Source organism: Exiguobacterium artemiae 255-15, from assembly GCF_000019905.1.
Classification (GTDB): Bacteria; Bacillota; Bacilli; order Exiguobacteriales; family Exiguobacteriaceae; genus Exiguobacterium_A; species Exiguobacterium_A artemiae.
This window is the reverse complement of record NC_010556.1, coordinates 884,013-905,003: the sequence shown is the minus strand read 5'-3', so window position 1 is coordinate 905,003 and position 20,991 is coordinate 884,013. Positions and strand designations below refer to the sequence as shown.

20 protein-coding genes are annotated in these 20,991 nt (G+C 46.3%); 4 read left to right on the top strand and 16 right to left on the bottom strand.

Annotated features, from left to right (window positions below; translation table 11 throughout):
• Positions 1-49: 49 nt before the first annotated feature.
• From EXIG_RS04580 to EXIG_RS04565, 4 genes are all read right to left on the bottom strand, one after another.
• Complete coding sequence (locus EXIG_RS04580; RefSeq protein ID WP_148206597.1) at positions 50-1,495, bottom strand: NAD(P)H-hydrate dehydratase; 1,446 nt, start codon at positions 1,493-1,495, stop codon at positions 50-52.
• A 145-nt stretch (positions 1,496-1,640) separates the two neighbouring features.
• Complete coding sequence (locus tag EXIG_RS04575) at positions 1,641-2,063, bottom strand: Fur family transcriptional regulator (protein ID WP_012369754.1); 423 nt, start codon at positions 2,061-2,063, stop codon at positions 1,641-1,643.
• Entirely contained in the window at positions 2,035-2,904 is an 870-nt protein-coding gene (locus tag EXIG_RS04570; protein WP_012369753.1) for a metal ABC transporter permease, read from the bottom strand. The genes EXIG_RS04575 and EXIG_RS04570 overlap by 29 nt, the downstream gene beginning before the upstream one ends.
• A complete protein-coding gene (locus EXIG_RS04565; RefSeq protein ID WP_012369752.1) occupies positions 2,901-3,680 on the bottom strand; it encodes a metal ABC transporter ATP-binding protein in 780 nt (259 codons plus the stop codon). The genes EXIG_RS04570 and EXIG_RS04565 overlap by 4 nt, the downstream gene beginning before the upstream one ends.
• A gap of 223 nt (positions 3,681-3,903) precedes the next feature.
• Between EXIG_RS04565 and EXIG_RS04560 the strand changes: the two genes are divergently transcribed.
• The 3 genes from EXIG_RS04560 to EXIG_RS04550 all read left to right on the top strand — a co-directional run bounded on the left by EXIG_RS04560 (position 3,904) and on the right by EXIG_RS04550 (position 7,853).
• Positions 3,904-5,448 carry a Ppx/GppA family phosphatase gene (locus EXIG_RS04560; RefSeq protein ID WP_012369751.1) on the top strand — a complete coding sequence of 515 codons (1,545 nt, stop codon included), beginning with the start codon at positions 3,904-3,906 and terminating at the stop codon, positions 5,446-5,448.
• Positions 5,445-7,604 carry an RNA degradosome polyphosphate kinase gene (locus EXIG_RS04555; RefSeq protein ID WP_012369750.1) on the top strand — a complete coding sequence of 720 codons (2,160 nt, stop codon included), beginning with the start codon at positions 5,445-5,447 and terminating at the stop codon, positions 7,602-7,604. The genes EXIG_RS04560 and EXIG_RS04555 overlap by 4 nt, the downstream gene beginning before the upstream one ends.
• A gap of 75 nt (positions 7,605-7,679) precedes the next feature.
• On the top strand, positions 7,680-7,853 hold the full coding sequence (locus EXIG_RS04550) for a XapX domain-containing protein (protein WP_012369749.1): 174 nt from the start codon (positions 7,680-7,682) through the stop codon (positions 7,851-7,853).
• 69 nt (positions 7,854-7,922) lie between these two features.
• Here the strand turns inward: EXIG_RS04550 and EXIG_RS04545 are convergent, their stop codons facing one another.
• From EXIG_RS04545 to EXIG_RS04510, 8 genes are all read right to left on the bottom strand, one after another.
• Positions 7,923-8,105: a FeoB-associated Cys-rich membrane protein gene (locus EXIG_RS04545; RefSeq protein WP_012369748.1), complete on the bottom strand. Its 183-nt coding sequence runs from the start codon at positions 8,103-8,105 to the stop codon at positions 7,923-7,925.
• A gap of 15 nt (positions 8,106-8,120) precedes the next feature.
• Complete coding sequence (gene feoB / locus EXIG_RS04540; protein WP_012369747.1) at positions 8,121-10,103, bottom strand: ferrous iron transport protein B; 1,983 nt, start codon at positions 10,101-10,103, stop codon at positions 8,121-8,123.
• Positions 10,100-10,336, bottom strand: coding sequence for a FeoA family protein (locus tag EXIG_RS04535; RefSeq protein ID WP_012369746.1), 237 nt, complete (start codon positions 10,334-10,336; stop codon positions 10,100-10,102). The genes feoB and EXIG_RS04535 overlap by 4 nt, the downstream gene beginning before the upstream one ends.
• A 127-nt stretch (positions 10,337-10,463) precedes the next feature.
• Positions 10,464-11,090, bottom strand: coding sequence for a hypothetical protein (locus EXIG_RS04530; protein WP_012369745.1), 627 nt, complete (start codon positions 11,088-11,090; stop codon positions 10,464-10,466).
• Between the two features lie 20 nt (positions 11,091-11,110).
• Positions 11,111-12,010, bottom strand: a complete 900-nt coding sequence (locus EXIG_RS04525) for a deoxyribonuclease IV (protein WP_012369744.1) — start codon at positions 12,008-12,010, stop codon at positions 11,111-11,113.
• Between the two features lie 145 nt (positions 12,011-12,155).
• Positions 12,156-13,508, bottom strand: coding sequence for a DEAD/DEAH box helicase (locus tag EXIG_RS04520; RefSeq protein ID WP_012369743.1), 1,353 nt, complete (start codon positions 13,506-13,508; stop codon positions 12,156-12,158).
• Positions 13,509-13,577: 69 nt separating this feature from the next.
• Positions 13,578-14,531 (bottom strand): sugar ABC transporter substrate-binding protein, encoded by a 954-nt coding sequence (locus EXIG_RS04515; RefSeq protein WP_012369742.1) that lies wholly within the window; start codon positions 14,529-14,531, stop codon positions 13,578-13,580.
• Entirely contained in the window at positions 14,528-16,291 is a 1,764-nt protein-coding gene (locus EXIG_RS04510; protein WP_012369741.1) for a sensor histidine kinase, read from the bottom strand. Before EXIG_RS04510 ends, EXIG_RS04515 begins: the two co-directional genes overlap by 4 nt.
• A gap of 144 nt (positions 16,292-16,435) precedes the next feature.
• Here EXIG_RS04510 and EXIG_RS04505 point away from each other — a divergent pair, with 144 nt between their 5' ends.
• The gene (locus EXIG_RS04505; protein WP_012369740.1) at positions 16,436-17,383 is read left to right on the top strand and encodes a 4-hydroxy-3-methylbut-2-enyl diphosphate reductase; all 948 of its coding nucleotides are present in this window, start codon (positions 16,436-16,438) and stop codon (positions 17,381-17,383) included.
• 41 nt (positions 17,384-17,424) lie between these two features.
• Here EXIG_RS04505 and EXIG_RS04500 read toward each other — a convergent pair whose 3' ends face one another.
• The 4 genes from EXIG_RS04500 to rpoD form a co-directional block, all read right to left on the bottom strand.
• On the bottom strand, positions 17,425-18,540 hold the full coding sequence (locus tag EXIG_RS04500) for a Nif3-like dinuclear metal center hexameric protein (RefSeq protein WP_012369739.1): 1,116 nt from the start codon (positions 18,538-18,540) through the stop codon (positions 17,425-17,427).
• On the bottom strand, positions 18,540-19,256 hold the full coding sequence (locus EXIG_RS04495; RefSeq protein WP_012369738.1) for a tRNA (adenine(22)-N(1))-methyltransferase: 717 nt from the start codon (positions 19,254-19,256) through the stop codon (positions 18,540-18,542). The genes EXIG_RS04500 and EXIG_RS04495 overlap by 1 nt, the downstream gene beginning before the upstream one ends.
• Before the next feature lie 130 nt (positions 19,257-19,386).
• On the bottom strand, positions 19,387-19,728 hold the full coding sequence (gene cccA, locus EXIG_RS04490) for a cytochrome c550 (protein ID WP_012369737.1): 342 nt from the start codon (positions 19,726-19,728) through the stop codon (positions 19,387-19,389).
• 153 nt (positions 19,729-19,881) lie between these two features.
• On the bottom strand, positions 19,882-20,967 hold the full coding sequence (gene rpoD, locus EXIG_RS04485) for an RNA polymerase sigma factor RpoD (protein WP_012369736.1): 1,086 nt from the start codon (positions 20,965-20,967) through the stop codon (positions 19,882-19,884).
• Positions 20,968-20,991 lie beyond the last annotated feature (24 nt).

The following is a 20,991-nucleotide window of genomic DNA, read 5'->3' as shown; positions in this document are numbered from 1 at the left end:
TAACAAAAGAGATCTACTTCTTTACAATTGAAGAAATAGACCTCTTTGCTCAGTTCTTTACTCGTCCAAGTTGATCAATCACATCTGTCGCCACGATACTGCTTGGATGAAGCTGTTGTTCGACCTGCTTGGATGCTTGGGCGTACCAGGATGCACCAAGTGCAATCAACTGTTCAACCGGGATGTGTTTAAAGTATTCTTTTTGACCAAGCAGACTTGTGAGGATACCAAACAGCGTATCGCCACTGCCTCCTTTCGCCAACCCGCTGGATGCTCCGTTGATCACGTAACCACCGCCCTCTGGTGTTGCAATGAGAATCACATGGGCTTTCAAGACGACGATCACTTGATGCAAGACCGCATATTCGCTTGCCTGTCCGAATAAGTCATCCTGGATTTCCCGGACAGTCCGTTTCGTCATCCGTGCAAATTCTCCGATATGTGGCGTGACGACAATCTCCGCCTTCCGTTCCGGATAGCTGTCGCGAATCAATGCCCCGGCATCAAGAACTACCGGAATGTCTTGTGCAAATAAGAGCTCGATCCAATCGGAAATCGAATCTGAAGTCAATCCGGGGCCGATTCCCGCGACATTCACCTGATCGAGCATCTCTTGAATGGCTGTCGTTGTCTGATTGAGAACCATCGCTTCCGGTGCGTTCATGATGAGTCCGACTTGTGCTGTCGGAACCGTTGCAACTTGTAATTTCCCGACTCCAGATCGTAATGCTGCGCGGGCAGCCAGTTGAATCGAACCGGGCATCGTCTCGCTTCCGCCAATCAACAGTGCCGTTCCGTATGTACCTTTATGACCGTACGGATCACGGGTCAATAACGGCGCAATCGATTCGGACATCAGTTGCCATCCCCCAAAAGCCGGCAATCCCAAATCGATCTTCTCCAGCTTCCCAAAGAACGGAGCCGTCTTCAACAAGAAGGCGGATCGCTTAAAGGCATGAAGTGAAAAAGTCACATCAGCCCGGATCGCTTGTCCGGAAAACCCGTTCGTTTGATCGGACGGAATGCCGCTCGGTATATCGATCGCGTATAATTTTGCTCCTTGTTGTTTTTGTTCACGGACCCAGTCAAATACATCATGGATCGATTTCGTCAGTCGGGATCCGTCAAATCCGGTTCCAAAGATACCATCGACGATTACGTCGTATTGTCCGCAGACTGCCTCCGTTGCGAGTCCGAAGTTTTCTGCATAGTGCTGATGCAGATGAGCCGTCGCGGTTTTCACCTCGCCGAACGGCGCATGCATCGTCACGTCGTACCCGTCCCGGACGAGTTCACGGCCAATCACGTAACCGTCTCCCCCATTATTTCCTGTCCCGCACATCACCAGAATCCGCTCTTCCCTCGTATGCCTGTTCTTGATTCGCTTTGCGATTTCACTACCCGCTCGTTCCATTAATACTTCCAGCGGTAAACCGGATGTCTTTGCCCATTCATCAATTTGGCGAGCTTCTTGTGCATCATAAATCATTTTCATCACCTCTGTTCGTCCTATTCCCGTTTTGTTTCATTTCAAGCCGGGACGAATCAAGAGATTTTCAGCAAAAAGAGAGGGCCGGATGCGATCCGCCCCTCTCCTTTATCAGTTGTCGCTTTCGTTACACTCTTCAAACGCATCCCGCTTATTTCTGACAAGCGGCACAGCGTCCGTAAATTTCAAACTTATGATCCTCGACCTCAAAACCAGAGTCCTTAATCGGCGAAACCCATTCCATCGGACAGACATCTAGTGTCTCCGTCTTGCCGCATGTCCGGCAGATCAGGTGATGGTGATGATGACCCGACTGACAGGCGGCTCGAAATTTCATTTCCCCGTCGAGTTCCGTCGTCTCCAAAATATCGATTGCCGCAAAATCATTTAAATTCCGGTAAATCGTATCGTAGCTGAGTGAAGGATGCGATACACGCAACTCCTCCGCCACTTCCCGTGCACTGACATAACGGTTGGCTTCAAACAGGTAGGCCAATAAATCGAGACGTTTGGGCGTCATTTTGAAACCGGATGCCTTCATCCGTTCACGCGCTTGTTCGATGTTTTTTTTCATGCAATTTCCCTCCGATCCAAAACCGTTCAATCACCATAATGAGAATAAGTTCTGCGACCGCCAGCATGACAATCATACCGCCCGGCGCTAAATCAAATTGATACGCCAGAATCAAGCCGGCAACTGTTGCCACTTCTCCAAACACGATGGCATAAAAAATCGTCGCTTTAAAACTTTTGGCAAGTCGAAGTGCTGCCGCAACCGGTAAGGTGATCAAACTGGATACCAGCAAAATCCCGACGACCCGCATACTAATCGCAATTACCAAAGCAACAACGATCATAAACAGAATATGCACCAACCGAAGACGAATTCCGGAAACGCGTGCCTGTTCCTCGTCAAATGATAAGAATAATAACTCTTTATAAAAGGCAATTACAAATAAAATGACGACACCTGTGACAATCAAAATCGTATAGACATCCGTCAAGGTGACAGCGGAGACCGTTCCGAATAAAAAGGACACAAGGTCCATCGAAAAGCCGTTTGCCAGGCTGATAAAAATCGCACCGAGTCCCATCCCCGTCGCCATGATGATCGGAATGGCAAGCTCTTGAAAATGTTTATACTTCGCGCGAAGCCAATCAATCGTCAACGCCGCGATGACCGATGTCACGATCCCGAGGTAAAGCGGATTCAAATCAGCAAGACTCGCCACCATCCCGGATATTAGCAGGCTGAGGGCAATTCCGGCCAGGGTGACGTGTGATAACGCATCCGCAATTAAACTCATCCGCCGGACGACGACAAATGAACCGATCAACGGAGCCGTAAAACCGATCAGGACAGCCGCGACAAGTGCATATTGCAGAAACTTCAATGTCATGAATGCTTCAATCACTGGACGACCTCCCCTTCGTGTATCAGTACACGCCCCGGAACCGGATACAAGGACCGAATCGTCTGTTCATCCAGTTCCCAGTATTCTTTAATACCACAATTACAACCGAGCCGTCCGTCGACGAGATGAATCACATCCGTCACCAGCTTGCTGACAAAGTGGATATCATGTGTCACAAGAACAAACGTCCGTTTGTTATCACGCCGCAGTTCTTCCAGGATTTCATAAAACTCTTTGACGTACCGCTGATCGACTCCGACCGTCGGTTCATCCAGTATCATCAGATCTGGATCATTAACGAGCGCACGGGCGATAAAGACCCGCTGTTGCTGACCGCCGGATAAGTCACCGACTTTCGAATCACGCCGATCCCACATACCGACGGTTTCAAGCGCCGTCCTTACTTTTTGGCGATCCTGTTTTGTCACGCGCCGAAATAATCCTTTTTTCGCATACAGCCCCATCTCGACGACTTCAGCGACCGTGACCGGAAACCCTGAATTAAACGATGCCGCTTTTTGTGAAACATAACTGATGCGCCACCAGTCACTGAAGGCCGCTTGATCTTGCCCAAACAACCGGATCGTTCCCTTCGGTTTTAATAAGCCGAGCATACACTTGATCAACGTCGATTTCCCGGAGCCATTTTCACCGACGATGGCGAGGAATTGCCCTTGTTGCACATTAAACGTCACTTCGTTTAAAACGCGCCGGTCCGGATAATCATATGTCAGTTGTTTGATTTCAATAATTGGTTCTGTAATTGGTTCGGTCATGTCTATTCTCTCCTTCCGTCTCGTGTTAAAACGGAATAATTACGTCTTATCAACTGTCTTATTATAGCGCCAGCCCCCCCTGCGTTGCAACCTATGTAACTTTTTTGTGAATAGACGGTTTTCCGGAGATGCACAAGGTACAATAAAAGGATACAAGCTGTCGTTTTCAGAATCCCCGATTCGGGAAAAGATGGATTGAGTACTCAAAGGGGGCGGTTTTGTTTTGAAAAATGAGTTAGCAGTCATCGATATCGGTTCCAACTCGATCCGGTATGTCATTTTCCATCCAATCGATTCCGGTCGATATATTGAAAAAATCAACGTCAAGGTCGTCGCTCGACTCTCCGCTCATATTGATGCGGAAGGTGCTCTCGATTCTGTCGGAATCCGCTTGCTCTGTGAAACACTGCAGCGTTTTCACGAAATCGGTATTACGCATCATGTCGAAGAAACGATTTGTGTGGCGACAGCCGCGATCCGGAATGCAAGTAACCGGCAGGACATCGTTCATGCTGTCGAACAGGAGACGCCCTTTACGATGCGGGTGCTGTCCGATGAGCAGGAAGCTTATTACGGCTATTTCGCCATCATCAACTCTACTTTCCTAACCGACGGGTATTCTGTCGACATCGGTGGCGGCTCCATGGAAGTCACGTTAATTGAGAACCGGGAAATGATTGCCTATCACAGTTTTCCTTTTGGTGCGGTCACACTGACGCGGCAATTCCTTTCCGGAGAGACCATGACATCTGGTGAACAAAAGAAGCTGATTAAATTCTTGCGGGAACAATTCGATGAAATTCCATGGTTGAAAAACAAAAAACTTCCTTTAATCGGTGTCGGCGGATCGGCTCGAAACTTTGTCCGCATTCATCAATCTACACTCGACTATCCTCTGCATGGTATCCACCAATACCAAGTCCGATCGAAAGAGTTGGGGAAATTGATTGATGAGCTCGAAGACAAAGCCCCTAAACAGTTAATGAAAGTCGAAGGATTATCTAAGGACCGGGTTGACATCTTCTTACCTGCATTAATCGCAATTCATGAACTGGCACTACATATCGAGGCAGAACAGTTCGTGATGAGTAATTACGGGTTACGGGAAGGCCTTGTCTACGAATATGATTTACACGAACAGGAACAGCGGCGGATCGAGAATGTACGCGAAGAAAGTCTGTACCAGCTGGAAAGTGATTACAAAGTCAACCGTGACCGGATGAACTATCTCGGAACGATCGCTAAATCAATTTACCGGCAACTGGTCACACTCGATATCATTCCGAACCGGGCGGCTGACTTACGATTACTCGATTCCGCCAGCCGCTTACTTTACTGCGGACAGTACATCAATCCGGATACCCGTTCCAACCAAACATTTTACCTTTTGACCAATACCGATTTAAAAGGAATGACGCATAAAGACCGGTTAGCTCTGGCACTCGTCAGTTCCTATTCTTCTTCGAAACGGATACAGCAACTCTTAAAACCGTTTAAGGACTGGTTTACGGATAAATCAATCGAACGGTTTGACTTACTCGGATCAATTCTCAAACTGACAGAAGCACTTGATGTGACAGAACGCCGCGCCGTCGACAGTCTTGAAATCGCACTTGAAAAAGACAAAAAAGATCTTCGGATCATTCTCGATACCGGTGATCATGATTATGGTTTCGAAGTCGAAAAAGCAGAAAAACAAAAAAAACATCTGGAGCGTATCATTGATCGGTCCATTCAGTTTGACAATAAAGGAGGCGGCCTTACGTGAAGATAGACTCCCCTGAGTTTTTTAACAACCGGGAAATCAGCTGGTTACAATTTAATGAACGTGTCTTAGGCGAAGTGACCGATACACGAAATCCCTTGATGGAACGATTTAAGTTTTTAGGTATCTTCAGTTCCAATTTGGATGAATTTTATATGGTTCGTGTCGGTGGATTAAAGGATGAGGTACTGGCAGGATTCAATAAACCGGAAAATAAACAACAGCTGACACCGAAACAACAGTTACGTGCCATCGCGACGAAAACAAAAGAGCTTGTCGATCAACAATACGAAGCCTTTAAAGATGTCACTCAAGCATTAAAGGCCGAAGGTATCTCTTTTCTGAAGCATGACGAGTTAAATGAAATGCAGTCAGAATATGTCAAAACCTTTTTCAGAGAACAGGTTTTTCCGGTTCTGACGCCGGTCGCCGTCGATGCGTATCGACCATTCCCGATGCTGTCTTCCAAATCATTGAATATCGCAACGGCTCTCGAAGCGGAAGACGGTTCCAAACGGAATCTGGCGCTTGTTCAGGTTCCGGCCGTCCTCCCGCGTTTCGTCGATTTACCCGTCGATGATGAAGAAACAACCGCTGTGATCTTACTCGAAGATGTCATCATTTCCTTTATCGATTCTTTGTTCAAAGGATATCACGTCCTGTCTGCGATGCCGTTTCGAATTACACGGAACGCGGATTTACCATTCCATGAAGAAGGAACGCATGATTTATTGAAGTTGATTGAAAAAGAATTGAAGAAACGGCGCTGGGGAGTCGGAATCCGGCTTGAGATCCAGAAGAATGCCATCAATACGAACTTGCTCAATATGTTACGTGATGTCCTCGACCTACAGGACCGGGACATCTATGCTGTCGATGGTCCGATCGATTTGACATTCGCTTTCGCTTTTTACAGCCAGATCGGTGTCGAGTATGACCATTTGATTTATCAGACAATCATGCCTGTCGAACCGCCGGCACTGGAGAAGTCCAAAAAACTATTTGATCAAATTCTGCAACAGGATTATTTGTTGCACCACCCTTACCATACGTTTGATCCAATCGTCCGCCTGATTGTTCAAGCCGCCAATGATCCCAATGTCTTGGCAATCAAACAAACGCTGTACCGCGTATCAGGAGATTCTCCGATTATTAAAGCATTGAAGACTGCTGCAGAAAACGGGAAACAGGTCACTGTCCTCGTCGAATTGAAAGCACGGTTTGACGAAGCCAAAAATATCGAGTGGGCGAAACAGTTGGAAAAAGCAGGTGCTCACGTCATTTACGGTTACAGCGATTTAAAGACCCATTCCAAAATCACATTAATCGTCCGATTACAGGAAGGCCGGATTCAGCGGTTCGTCCATCTCGGAACAGGTAATTACAATGACTCTACGGCTAAACTGTACACTGATATCGGTCTTTTGACGGCAAAGGAACAAATTGCAGAAGATGCGACAAATTTCTTTAACTGGTTATCCGGTTATGGGGAGCAACCTGAATGGAATGCCCTTCATACGTCACCGAACTCGATGCTCGAGAAATTTTTATCCTTGATTGATGAAGAAATCAAATATCATAAAAAACACGGTAACGGTCGAATCGTTGCTAAAATGAACAGTTTGACGGAAAAAGACATTATCGTGAAACTGTATCAAGCATCTCGGGCCGGGGTCAGAATTGAATTGATTGTACGTGGCGTCTGCTGCCTTCGTCCTCAAATCAAAGGCGTCTCGGAAAATATCCGGGTCACGTCCGTTGTCGATCGTTATTTGGAACATTCCCGTATCTTTTACTTCCATCATAACGGCGATGATTTGATTTATTGTTCCAGTGCCGACTGGATGACACGCAATATGCGGAAACGGATTGAAATCCTTTTCCCAATCGCGGATGAAGAACAGAAAAACTATATCAAGGATTGTTTGGCATTAACGATGGCGGACAACGTCAAAGCACGGGAACAAGACGACTCCGGTAACTATCATTACGTAACAAAAGGTAAACAGGAATGTGAATCACAAATTCTCATTCAGCTTTATACGAATGGGAAGCTAAAAGCAAAACCGTCCTTTGAACATCCGCTTGAGCAAAAATGGACACCGGTCGAACGTGCGGAAGAAAAGATCACCTTTGACCCGACTACTAGTAAAAAATAATCGTTGTTTAACGTCAGACATCTTCATATAATAATCTTGTAAGCGTTTTTTCATATGAAGAAAGGACTGGACCTCATGCTTCAACAAATTTTATTATCATTGCTAGCTGGTATCATCTGTGGTGTTGTCTTTACCGCTCTTAAATTACCAATCCCCGCTCCACCTGTTTTTCCGGCGATCGTCGGGATTTTTGGTGTCTTTCTCGGAATGAAGGTATTTTTATTCCTTGCGGATCGTTGGCCGTTTTAATGAATGGATTTATCTGATATCTATAAAAAGAGCGTTTTCCTTCTCGGCAAGAGAAGAAAAACGCTTTTTTTATTTCTTTAATGCTTCGGCAATGACTTTGTCCCAATTGACATCATCGCATGCGGTTTGACACGTCGGTTCCACTTCACACGTCGCACATTTGCCTTTTTTCGCTTTTTTCGTGAAACGGATTAATGAGAAACCGGCATATCCAAAGACAAGCAGACCAATTAAAATATCAATTCCATGCATCCTGCTTTCCTCCCTTTATGAAAACCCGAGTGCGTGCCCCGTTTGATAAATCAAAAATGAAATACTGTAAGCAACAAATAAGCCATACAGACTGGCAATCCACGTCCATTTTGCGCTGCCGACTTCCCGACGGATGACGGCTACCGTCGCAAGACACGGTACATAAAGCAAAACGAATGCCATAAAACTATAGGCACTGAGCGGTGTGAACTGACCGGCCAACTGCCGGCCGAGTTCCGATTCGTTGACGGCATAAATAATCGCCATCGTCGAAACCACTACTTCTTTTGCCAGGAACCCTGTAATCAAAGCAGCTCCTGCCTGCCATGTTCCGAATCCAAGCGGAATCAGTAACATAGCAATCAGACCACCGATCATCGCAAGAAAGCTGTCATTCATATTAACGTTAAAACCACCCGGACCGGTATAAGCGAGCAACCAGATGACGACTGATCCTCCAAAAATGAATGTTCCTGCTTTACGGACAAATCCTTTTCCTTTTTGCCACGTGCTGCGCCATAGTGTCAATCCTTGCGGCACACGGTACGGCGGTTGTTCCACTAAAAACAAGCTGGTCGCTTCTTCAGCTGCCAGAACCTTCGAAAATACTTTTGCTGCAAGCAAGGCTAAAACGATTCCCAGAATATAAAGTGACAAAACAATCATCGCTTGATTACTTGCAAAAAAACTTCCGGCGAACACGGCATAAATCGGCAAACGAGCCGAACATGACATGAACGGTGAAATGAATATCGTCACGAGTCGTTCACGTTCTTCTTCTACAGACCGTGCTGCCATGATACCGGGAACATTACACCCGAATCCAATGATCATCGGGATAAAACTTTTCCCGTTCAATCCGACCATCTGCATGAAACGGTCCATGACGATGGCGACACGCGCCATGTAGCCCGAGTCTTCCAAAAACGAGATAAAGAAAAACAGAACAAAGATTTGCGGAACGAAGACCAGGACACCCCCGACACCTGCGATGACACCATCAATCAACAAGTCCTGAATGAATCCGGATGCACCAAGTTGTGTCAGAACAAAGACGACTCCCGTCGAAATCGGTCCTTCGATAAACGCTCCCAATAAATCGGAGAGCGGGGCCCCCATCCAGTTAAATGTCACATGAAACAGCACGTATAGGACAGCAAAGAAAATCGGCAATCCGAGAATCGGATGGGTGACGACGGCGTCAATCCGGTCCGTCCATGTCTTACGGTCTGATTTCTCTTCGACGACCGAACCGGCACGAATCGCAACGGCCCAGTTTCGCCGACACTCTGTAATATGAGCATGGATGAATCGCCCAAGCTGACGTTCCAGTTCTTTTCGCACTTCGATGATTCGAGGGGATTTCTTCTCCAAATATTCTACGAAGACACGATTTCCCGCTAAATACTGAACAGCCATCCAGCGTTCCTGTTCTTGTAAATCGGCGATTTCGATGATCGCCGTAATCGCCTGTTCCGTTTTCTGTCCGTAATCAATTCGTAACGGCGTATATTTTTTTGCCGCTTCAGGAATCGATGACAGCAAAACTTCACAGCCGTCTCCCGTCCGCGCGACAATCGGAAACACATCGACACCGAGTTCCTTCGCTAGTGCTTCAGCATCAATCGTCGTACCGCGAGTACGGGCGACATCCATCATATTCAGCCCGATTTGAATCGGCTTTCCAATTTCCAAAAGTTGAGCCGTCAATTGCAAATTCCGTTCCAACTGTGACGCATCAATGATGTTGATCATGCCGTCAAACGACTCTTCCATCAAGAAACGTGCCACGACGGCTTCATCTGCAGATAACGGATCTAAGTCATAGACACCGGGCATATCAATCAATTGTCCACGGTTTCCATGTAATTTCCCGACTTTTTTATCGACCGTCACACCGGACCAGTTTCCGACATGGGCATATGACCCGGTCAAACGGTTAAACAAGGAGGTTTTACCGGTATTCGGATTTCCGAGTAATGCGATTTTTTGTGTCATGGTAAGAACACCCCGATGTTTTTCGCATCACTTTTGCGAATCGCAATCATTTGGTGATGGTCCCGTTGTTCTATTGTCAAAGGACCCTGAAAGCTGGCTCGTCTTCTGACGACGATGGGACATCCTTCATAAAATCCGAGAGCAAGCAGTCGTCTCCGGAGTCGGTCTTCTATTTTATTTAAATCTGTCATCACTACAGGTTTACCAATCGGAATCATTGCTAAATCAGTCATGCCTTTTCCCCCAGTTACTCCATTTTCAGTTACTCCATTTTCACTGATAATAATTATCAGTCTTGATTATATCATGGAGACGCTCTCTAAAAAACAGTAAGCACCTCAAGAAAACCCACTGAGGCACTTACTGTTCAGGTAAGGCATGATCTGACGTTGCGGCAACGTCTTCCCTTTTTTCAATTCCTTGATGCGCGAGCCGATGACACGTCGGGCAAAGTGTCTTGAAGTGTCCGTGATACTCATGCCATTCGAGAATCGATCGTTGTGTGTTTCCACACATCTCACAACACGCCTTTAGCGGCTCAAGATGATTTCGCTCGCGAAAACGTTCCATCCGGCGATTTTTTGCTTGATCAATCGTTGTCACATCTGATTCAAAATGACCGGCTTGCCAGGCTTCCACCAACCGTTGTCTGACTTTAAGGTCCGTTTGTCCGGGATTTACCTGTAATCCCGCTAAAGGCGATCCTAACAGTGGATGTCGTAAATCCACGCTGATTAAATCCAGGCAGGCATACGTGCGTTCTTGTTCATCCGCTTCTGTTAACCAATGAGGATCTGCCGGTCGTGTTGTGTATTCACTGAACAAAACTTCGGCATACGCAACGATTCCATTTTTCGTCGCCAAAAAGACTTCTTCCCCTTCTGCTAGCTCCGCCGGTAAATAAAACGGTTCTTTCGTTTCGTAATATAAGACGACCGCTTGACGTAAGGCAAATTCAGATTCTTCAATGACTAATAGATGGCACACGCGGCAGACACCTCTCTCGTTTAAATGGATGTACCGATCAGCGGCAAACGCCACTCGGCATCAAAGTTTCCGGAACGTAACATGGCAATCTCTTCACGATACGGTGCGACTTTCTTTCTCGGATCCAGTCCGATATAAGGTGTTTCGAGAATTTTTGGTAAGTGTGCTAAATCTCGGTGATGGACAATCCGATGCAACGGATCAAAACCGATTTCACCAAACCCGATATTTTCGTGGCGGTCTTTTTTAGCGCCGCGGATATTTTTCGAGTCGTTGACATGAATCACACCGAGACGATTGATGCCAACAATCCGGTCAAATGATTCCAAGACTCCGTCGAGGTCATGGATCAGGTCATAACCGGCATCATGGACGTGACACGTATCGAGACAGACGGACAGACGGTCGTTGTGCGTGACACCCGCAATGATTGCTGCAATTTCTTCGAACGTCTTCCCGATTTCTGAACCTTTTCCGGCCATCGTCTCAAGAGCGATTTTGACTTTTTCGTCTCCCGTTAATACTTCATTGAGGCCTTCAATGATTCGTTTGATTCCGACTTCTTCTCCGGCACCTACGTGTGCGCCGGGGTGCAACACGATATGTTTTGCTTTTTCGAGTGCTTCCGCCCGTCGGATTTCTTCTCCTAAAAACGAAACGGCCAATTCAAACGTTTCCGGCTTCGTCGTATTACCTAAATTGATGATATATGGTGCATGGACGACGATTTCTTCAATCCCGTTTTCTTCCATGTGCAGTAAGGCTTCCGGAATCCGCAAATCCGAGATGGGTTTCCGTCGTGTATTTTGAGGTGCTCCTGTATAGACCATCATAGTTGTTGCGCCGTAAGAGGCTGCTTCTTCACTCGCACCGAGTAACATTTTTTTGCCTGAAAGCGATACATGTGAACCGATTTTCATTAAAAATTCCACCCTTCTTCTGCTTCTAGTGTACCAAATGTCGAAAAAAACAAGAACCTTTAGCGATACTAAAAAACAAAGTCCACGAATGACATCGCAGACTTTGTTCAAACCGTTCAGCTTCAACTTGAACGCCGAAAACGGATTATTTGTTTTTACTTGCGTTTGCTTTACGTTCAGCGCGTCCGATTCCACGTTGTTCCTTGATCCGTTCGCGTTTTGCTGTTTCTTTCAGTTTATATTGGTGTTTCTTTTTGTAGCCTGGTTTGACACGTTTTTTCGCTTTTGCCGCTTCACCGGATAAACGGCTGTGGGCTGTTTTCGAAACGGCTGTCTTCATGTGTGGTTTAGCACGACGGCGTTCTTTCACTTCGCTGACTTGACCACTCTTGACATCAACGTTGATGAACTCGATGCCGCGGTCTTCGAGACGGTTGATCGAACCATTTTCGTGATCTTCAAATAAAGTGTAAGCCAATCCGTCCTGATCGACACGACCCGTCCGACCGACACGGTGAACGTAGAAGTCGAGATCTTTCGGAATCCCGTGGTTGATGACGTGGGAAACGCCTGAGATATCGATACCACGAGCAGCGAGATCCGTTACGATGACGTACTGATATTTCGCTTCGTTGATTTCTTTGATGGCTTGTTTCCGACGGCGGGCCGGTAAGTCACCATGAAGCGAACCGACGTTGAGTCCCGCTTCAAGGAAGAGAGCTTCGAGTTCGATTGCTTCCGTTTTTGTGTTCGTAAAGACGAGACAGATATACGGATTAAGAGCTTTCGCCAGTTTCAACGTCAAATCAGAACGATCGCGGTGTTTGACCGGAACCGTATGATGAACGATTTTTTTCGCCGTCTGTTGTTTTGGATCGACGTGTGCATAACGCGGATTGTTCATGTACTTTTTCAGGAACGGTTGCAGTTTTTCCGGAATCGTCGCAGAGAAGACCATCATCTGTAACTTCTCAGGAAGTGCTTGAGCAATCCGGTCGACTTCCGGCAAGAATCCCATATCAAGCATCTGATCCGCTTCATCGATGATGTAGTGTTTGACGAAGTGTGGTTTCAAAGCTTGCTCTTTAAAGAGATCCAAAATTCGTCCCGGTGTTCCGATGACGATTTGCGGTGAGACTTTGACACGGCCGATTTGACGTTCACGGTCCATGCCGCCTGTGATCAGGCTTGTCTTGATGTAATCCGGTTGTTTGACGAGGATCGATTTCAATTCCTCGTGAATTTGCCAAGCCAGTTCGCGCGTTGGTGCAACGATGATGGCTTGCATTTCCTGAAGCTCCGGATTGACATTTTGGACGATCGGCAAGAGGAACGATAATGTTTTCCCTGTCCCTGTCTGTGATTGTCCAATGATATCCCGCCCTTTGAGCGCTGCCGGAATGATCCGGGATTGAATATCGGTTGGTTTTTTAATACGTGCGTCTTCGAGTGCTTCGACGACGAACGGGTGCAAATCGAAATGGCTGAATCCATTCATATTTGTCACCATCCTTTCTCTACTCTTTAACAATTAAAGGCGAATCGTCCGCCTTCACCATCTATTTCTTTAGTTCAACATGGGTATTGGTCTACTACCGTCATACAAATATGAATACGTATAGAAACGATCGGGAATTTTTTTGTTTTTCGTATGAAGCTTCAACGCGCTGAAGGCGACTTTCATCATCTCTTCAGCGGACTGGACGACTGTTGCGTCCATCGATTTCATGTCAACAGCTTCTAATATAGCACGATTCCCATCGATTCCGACAACTATTTTTCCGGAAATCTTTGCTTTTTTCAATGCTTCGAGGACACCCATCGCAATATCGTCATTGTGACAGTAGACTGCATCAAACGGAATTCCGGAGTCAATTACTTGCCGCATGACACGTTCGGATGTGACCGGATCGTAGTTTCCGCTGACCGAATCGACGATGGAAAGTGTCGGCTCATTTTCGATTCCTTTCAAGAATCCCCGGTGTCGTTCGTTTGTCGTATAGACATTTGCCGTACCTGTAATTTCAACGATACGCCCCGTTGATCGACCGGTCTGCTTAATCAACTCATTCTTAATATAGGAAGCCAGTTGTTCTCCGATCATTTGATTATTGGAGGTAATCGAACTGACGACCGCATCCGAGCGAATCATGCGATCGATCGCAAATACAGGAATCCCTGCTTTCTTAGCTTCTTCAATCGCACTTCCGATATAAACATCATCGAGTGTCGTGATGAAGATGGCATCGACCTTCAAATGAACGAACTCTAAAATCTGTTCCCGTTCACTGATTCGGGAATTTTGTGACGTCGCTACTAGTGCTTCATATTTATTTGCTTTCGCTTCCGCTTTAAAGGCATTGATCAACCGCTGTGCAAATTCATGTTTGTCGTTAACAATCGTAAATCCAACGATATTCCGTTTAGGACTGGTTTCCTTTTGGACAAATAGATTGGAAATGACGAGGACGGATGCAATCCAAATGATTAAGACCAACAACCAGGACTTATTGAACCTCATGCCTGCTCCTCCCGTCTCGGGAAAAAGAGTTGTACGGTCGTACCGACGCCCATCTTGCTGTCGACTTCGATTCGCCCGTTATGCTGACGGACGATTTGATTGGACATGAACAACCCTAACCCGTTGCCATTAATCTTCGACGTATTGAACGCCTGACCGAGCATCTGAATCTGATATTCGTCCATTCCGACACCATTATCCTGGACGATAAACACAAACTGATCCGGATAGACATGAAGGTGAACGTGACAAATTCCGTCCGTTCCTTTTGATTCGACGGCATCCAGTGCGTTTCCGATACAATTCGATAACACTTGCAACAATCCGTTTTCCGAAGCATACAACGGCGGCATATGTGCCGGTGTATAAATCTTACAGTCCACTTCGTAAGGGTGCGATTTCGATTCGAGGATAAACGTTAACTTTTCCATCATTTTTTTCATATCAATCTGTGCCATCGCCAGCGTCGTTTTATCATTTTTGGATAAATCGAGCATCGTCTGGATCAACTGATTGGCTCGGTCCAGTTCGGACAAGGCGATATTCATCATATCCGGATTATTTTGTTTTTCTTCCGACAGCAGTTGCAACGCCATCTTGACCGGTGTCAACGGGTTGCGGATTTCATGCGCAATTCCTGCGGCCAGTTGTCCGAGTGAGGCCAGTTTCTCCTGATGTAAGATAACCTGTTGCTGACTCAACTGTTCAACCCGCGCATGTTCCATCCGTTGCGCATACTCGTTGTAGGCGGAAACCAACGTCTTGATTTCATTGGAACCGGATCGCTCCAAAGTGATCGGTTGAGGCGTAGTACTTTTTTCGATTTTTTGAACAAGTTCCAATAGAGGTGCGGTCAGTTGACGGGACATCAAATACCCGACAATCAGACTCAGGACCAGCGTGAGTGCCGCAATGACCAAATATTGTTGCCGCGTCGTATACACCGGTTCATAAAAGACACTCCGAGGTGTCCGTACTAATATCTTCCAATCCGTCACTTTCAAATCACGTGCGAAATAGTACATATCTTTATTCGTACTAAAGATTTCGTATGGCTTTGTACTTTTAAAAGCCCGGTCAACCACACTTTGACTCAACAGACGCTCTTGATCGGTCACAAGATTTTTCGAGGTTGCGAGCGGCTCTCCCTGACTGTTGAATAAATAAGCCATCGTATCATCATCAAATGATTCCAGTGAGTTGCGGAAAACGATGGAATTCATGAGACTGAGTCCGCCGCCGAAGACCCCGACCCGCTCATTGCCGTTTCGAACAGAAACATACATATACGTCAGAGAATCGTTCGCTATGTCATACCGCGGACTCATATGAAAATCCGTGCTCGTCAAAGCTTGTGAAAAAGAATCATCCCGGCGAATATCCGCATCCGGAATACGCCGGTCTTCACTCGAAAACCAGGTGATTTTATCCGTTTTACGGTCATAATAAAAGAAACTCTTAAATCCGGTATCGATATCCAGCAAATTCGTATCACGGATGGCTCGATCAAGATTGTCCATATTCGTGACATTTAATTGAAGGCTCATAATTTTTTCATGTAAGTTCCCGACGCTGTCTCGTAATGCATTACTTGAGACTTCGACACTTTTTTCACTCTGTTTTTCTGTCTGCTGTTCGACTCGCGAAATCGTGACACGGTCTGCTGTAAAGGCAAGTGCCGAGATGACAAGACAAATAATAATAAATAAAACAGCCGTGATTTGGAAAAAATAGGACCGCATCATCTTTTTCGTCTCCATCTTTTCACCCCTCCCTTATTTCTAGACAACTCAATTAGTATATCATGATATTCTCTTTCGGCAGACTCCTCTATTTTCATTCAACTTGAATCAATGGTACACTCTAAATAATCATTCTTTCCATACAAAAGGAGAATTTAGACTATGCTTGTTAAAAAAATCAGTCCCCGTGGTTATTGTTACGGTGTTGTTGATGCAATGAAGCTTGCTCAACAAGCTGCACTAAACGATAACTTGCCACGACCAATTCATATCCTGGGCATGATTGTCCATAATGCACACGTCACGCGTGAATTCGAACGGATGGGTGTGTTGACCGTAGACGGTCCCGACCGCTTGGAAGCACTCGAAACCATCAAAGAAGGAACCGTCATCTTTACAGCACACGGGATTTCGCCGGCTGTCTATGCCCGCGCTGCCGAGAAAAAACTGACTGTCGTCGATGCGACGTGTCCGGACGTCACCCGGACACATGACTTGATCCGCAGTGTCGTCGCGGATGATTATGAAGTCATTTATGTCGGCAAACACGGTCACCCGGAACCGGAAGGCGCCGTTGGTGTCGCGCCGGAACATGTTCACTTGATTGAAAAAGTCGAAGACATCGAAGCGTTGCCGGCTCACCTGGCCGACAAAAAAATCATCGTGACGAACCAAACGACGATGAGCCAATGGGACGTTCAGGCATTAATGGAACACGTCCGTAAAAAGTATCCGCACGTCGAAGTACACAATGAAATTTGTAATGCGACGCAAGTCCGGCAGGAAGCTGTTGCCGAACAAGCCGGTGATTGCGATCTCGTCATCGTCGTCGGCGATCCGCGTTCCAACAACTCGAATCGCTTGGCACAAGTTTCATTCGATATTGCCGCAACGCCGGCTCACCGGATCGGTGATTTAACGGAACTCGATCTATCGTGGCTCGACGGAGTCAACCAGGTCGGTGTAACGTCTGGTGCTTCAACGCCGACGCCGATCACTAAAAAAGTCATCGACTTCTTACAACAGTATGATCCTGCCGATATCAGCACACATGATAAGACGCCATTCCTCGAACTGCGCCGTATCTTACCAAAAGTTAAAATTCTTTAAAAAAAGATTCCCGACCGTATTTGACGGTCGGGAATCTTTTTTCATAGGAATTGAAACGGATTTGTATTCGTCTCTGACACAAACAATTCGACATCTTTGATGTTCTGTTTTTCAAACCGTTCTGTCAGCAGGTCAACGACACCCTGTTTCATGACCGACTCGACATGGTGGCCGGGATCAACTACGGCAAGCCCGAGTGCCATTGCATCGTGTGCGACATGGAAATATAAATCACCCGTCACCAATACATCTGCTCCGGCAAAGGCTGCCGTCGAAACATATTTATTGCCGTCTCCTCCTAATACTGCCACTTTTTGAACCAATCGATTCTCATCCCCGACAAACCGTAAGTTCTCGACGCCAAAAGCTGATCGTACCTGCTCGGCAAACGTCTTCAACGGAACAGCTTCTTCTAACCGGCCAATCCGTCCGAGTCCGAGAGACGGAGCTGTAAGCTCTTGACGTATCACGTCATACGCAACTTCCTCATACGGATGAGCTTGTTTCATTGCCCGAATGACCTGCTTTTGGTTTAATTCCGTGACAATCGTTTCAATCCGCACTTCTTTGACATGTTCTAGTTGGCCCGGTTGTCCTACATACGGATTCGCTTCCGCCGTTGCTTTAAATTGTCCGGTTCCCGTCGTATGGAACTGACAATCGCTGTATGCTCCGATATGGCCTGCTCCTGCTCGCCCTAACGCTTTCGAGACCTCTTCCACGGCAGATTCAGGAACGAAGACAACGAGTTTATAGAGGGTGTTTTCGAATGACGGAACGAGAACCGTTGTATCCGTGAGTCCTAATGCCGTTGCCATCAGATCATTCACGCCGCCTTGTGTGACATCCAGGTTTGTATGGGCGGCGTAGACAGCGATGTCGTGTTTGATACATTTCATGACGATACGACCCGCTGCTGATTGATCTGTCACTTTTGGTAATTTGCTAAAAATCGGCGGATGATGGGCAATGATCAAATCGATTTGTTTTTCAATTGCTTCGTCCACGACAGATTCAAGCACATCTAACGTAACAAGGACCCGCTTGACCTTTTTGTTAAGTGTTCCAATTTGTAAGCCAATCGGATCGCCTTCAAAGGCAAATTTTTTCGGCGCAAATGTCTCAAATTGTTCGATGACTTGTTGACCGTTTGCCATCAGTTCGTCACCTCTTTCATTTTTTCAATCAGCCGTTCGATGTTCGCCATTTTCTCCTGTAAGACGTCCGAATCATTTCCGCGTTGCATCTGTTCCAAGATGTATTGCCGCTTTTGCTGTTCCGTCTGCCACTTTTCAATAAATGCCGGTGCTTTTTCCCGTGTCAATTGCGGACCAAAATACAATTCCCAGTCCCGCTGTTCGCTATCGTCCGAATATAAAGATTCTTCTCCTTTTTCTGCGACAAGAATTTCATAAATTTTCTCATTTTCTTTAACAATTGCTTCCGAAAGCAGAGCATAGCCGTTCGCGAGCAACCATTTCCGTACATCGACCGCATCAACATTCGGTTGGAGAATCAGCCGTTCTTCTCCGGATAAGTGATTTTTACCTTCTTCCAAAATCGAAGCAATCAACGTACCGCCCATTCCGGCAATCGTTACCGCCGTCACTTCTCCCGGTGTCAAGACCGTCAGACCACTCCCAAGGCGGACATCGATTTTATCTTCCAATTGGACAAGCGCAACCTGTCCTTGCGCCGCTTCCATCGGTCCGACGTTGACTTCACCGGCAATCGCGCGTTCAATCAAGTTTTGTTGGAGACAGTAGCAAGGCACAAAAGCATGATCGGATCCGATGTCCGCGAGTACCGCCCCTTGTGGAATATAAGATACAACCTTTTGTAAACGTTGATCGAGTATGACGTTCGTTTGCATGTCTTTCATCCTTCCTGATTCATGTTCTCATTTAAAAATAGCGGACTTGGCGAAAAAAAGAAACCGTCGACTTGATTAAAATCACCACAAAAAAACATCCATCTCGGAGAAGAGACGGATGTTGATTCGCTTATTTCTTTGCAGCAAGCCATTTTGCTAAAGCAGCAGCTTCTTCGTCGTTCGCAAGACCGCCAGGCATTTGCCCTTTACCGTTCATAGCGATTTCTTTAATTTCTTCTTCTTTCAGCTTCGAACCGATCTTTGTTAAGTTCGGACCGACTCCACCTTCAAGATTTCCACCGTGGCATCCGGTACATCCTTTAGATGCAAACAGATCTTCCGGCTTCATTTCAGCTGTTGATGGACCTTTTTCAGCTTGTTTTACCTGATCGACCCCAAAGTATGACAATGAAATCATGGCGATGATGGCGATGATCGCAATCGATGCGAACGGTACTAACGGATTACGCATTTGGATTCCCCCCCATATTCTATACCCAACCAAGTTGGTGACTGAATGGTATTCCCCGTTACTATTCTACTGTAAAAAAAACAGAGAAGGAAGAAAAAAACAAAACTTTTTCTCCCTTCTCACTAAAATTTCATATTTTCTTCACACTTTGAATTAATCGAGGAAATCTTTTAGACGTTTTGAACGACTTGGATGACGTAATTTCCGTAACGCTTTCGCCTCAATCTGACGAATCCGTTCACGTGTAACGCCAAATACTTTCCCGACTTCTTCAAGTGTCCGCGTCCGACCATCGTCTAGACCAAAACGAAGGCGCAAGACATTTTCTTCACGGTCCGTCAACGTATCGAGGACATCTTCAAGCTGTTCTTTTAACAACTCATACGCAGCCGCATCTTGAGGAGCTGTCGCATCTTGGTCTTCAATGAAGTCTCCGAGATGTGAATCGTCCTCTTCCCCGATTGGTGTCTCGAGCGATACCGGTTCTTGTGCAATCTTCAAAATCTCGCGTACTTTTTCCGGTGTGATTTCCATTTCTTTCGAAATCTCTTCCGGAGTCGGTTCACGTCCTAAATCCTGAAGTAACTGACGTTGGACACGGATCAGTTTGTTGATCGTTTCAACCATATGAACCGGAATCCGGATCGTCCGTGCTTGGTCGGCAATTGCACGTGTGATTGCCTGACGAATCCACCAGGTCGCATACGTCGAGAATTTATAGCCTTTTGTATAGTCAAACTTTTCAACTGCTTTGATCAGTCCCATGTTTCCTTCTTGGATCAAATCAAGGAACAGCATGCCGCGACCGACATAACGCTTCGCAATCGAAACGACAAGGCGTAAGTTCGCTTCCGCTAAACGCTTCTTGGCTTCTTCATCATTCTGTTCGATTCGTTTTGCGAGTTCGACTTCATCTTCTGCATTCAACAGATCGACACGGCCGATTTCTTTCAAGTACATCCGGACCGGGTCATTAATTTTGACGCCCGGTGGGACCGAAAGATCGTTTAAATCCGCTTCTTCCTTGTCATCACCCGTTCCGTCATTGTTGACCTTGATGCCTTCAGTTTCGAGCAGTTGAAGGAATTCTTCGAATTGTTGTGCATCCATCGATTCAAACGAACTGAGTTTATCCTCGATTTTTTGATGCGATAGTTCACCATTCTTGTGTCCGAGCGCGATTAGTTCATCCTTCGCGAGACGGAGTATTTCTGCTTCTGATCTTGCTTTTTCTGCCATCGAACCATACACTCCTTCCACATC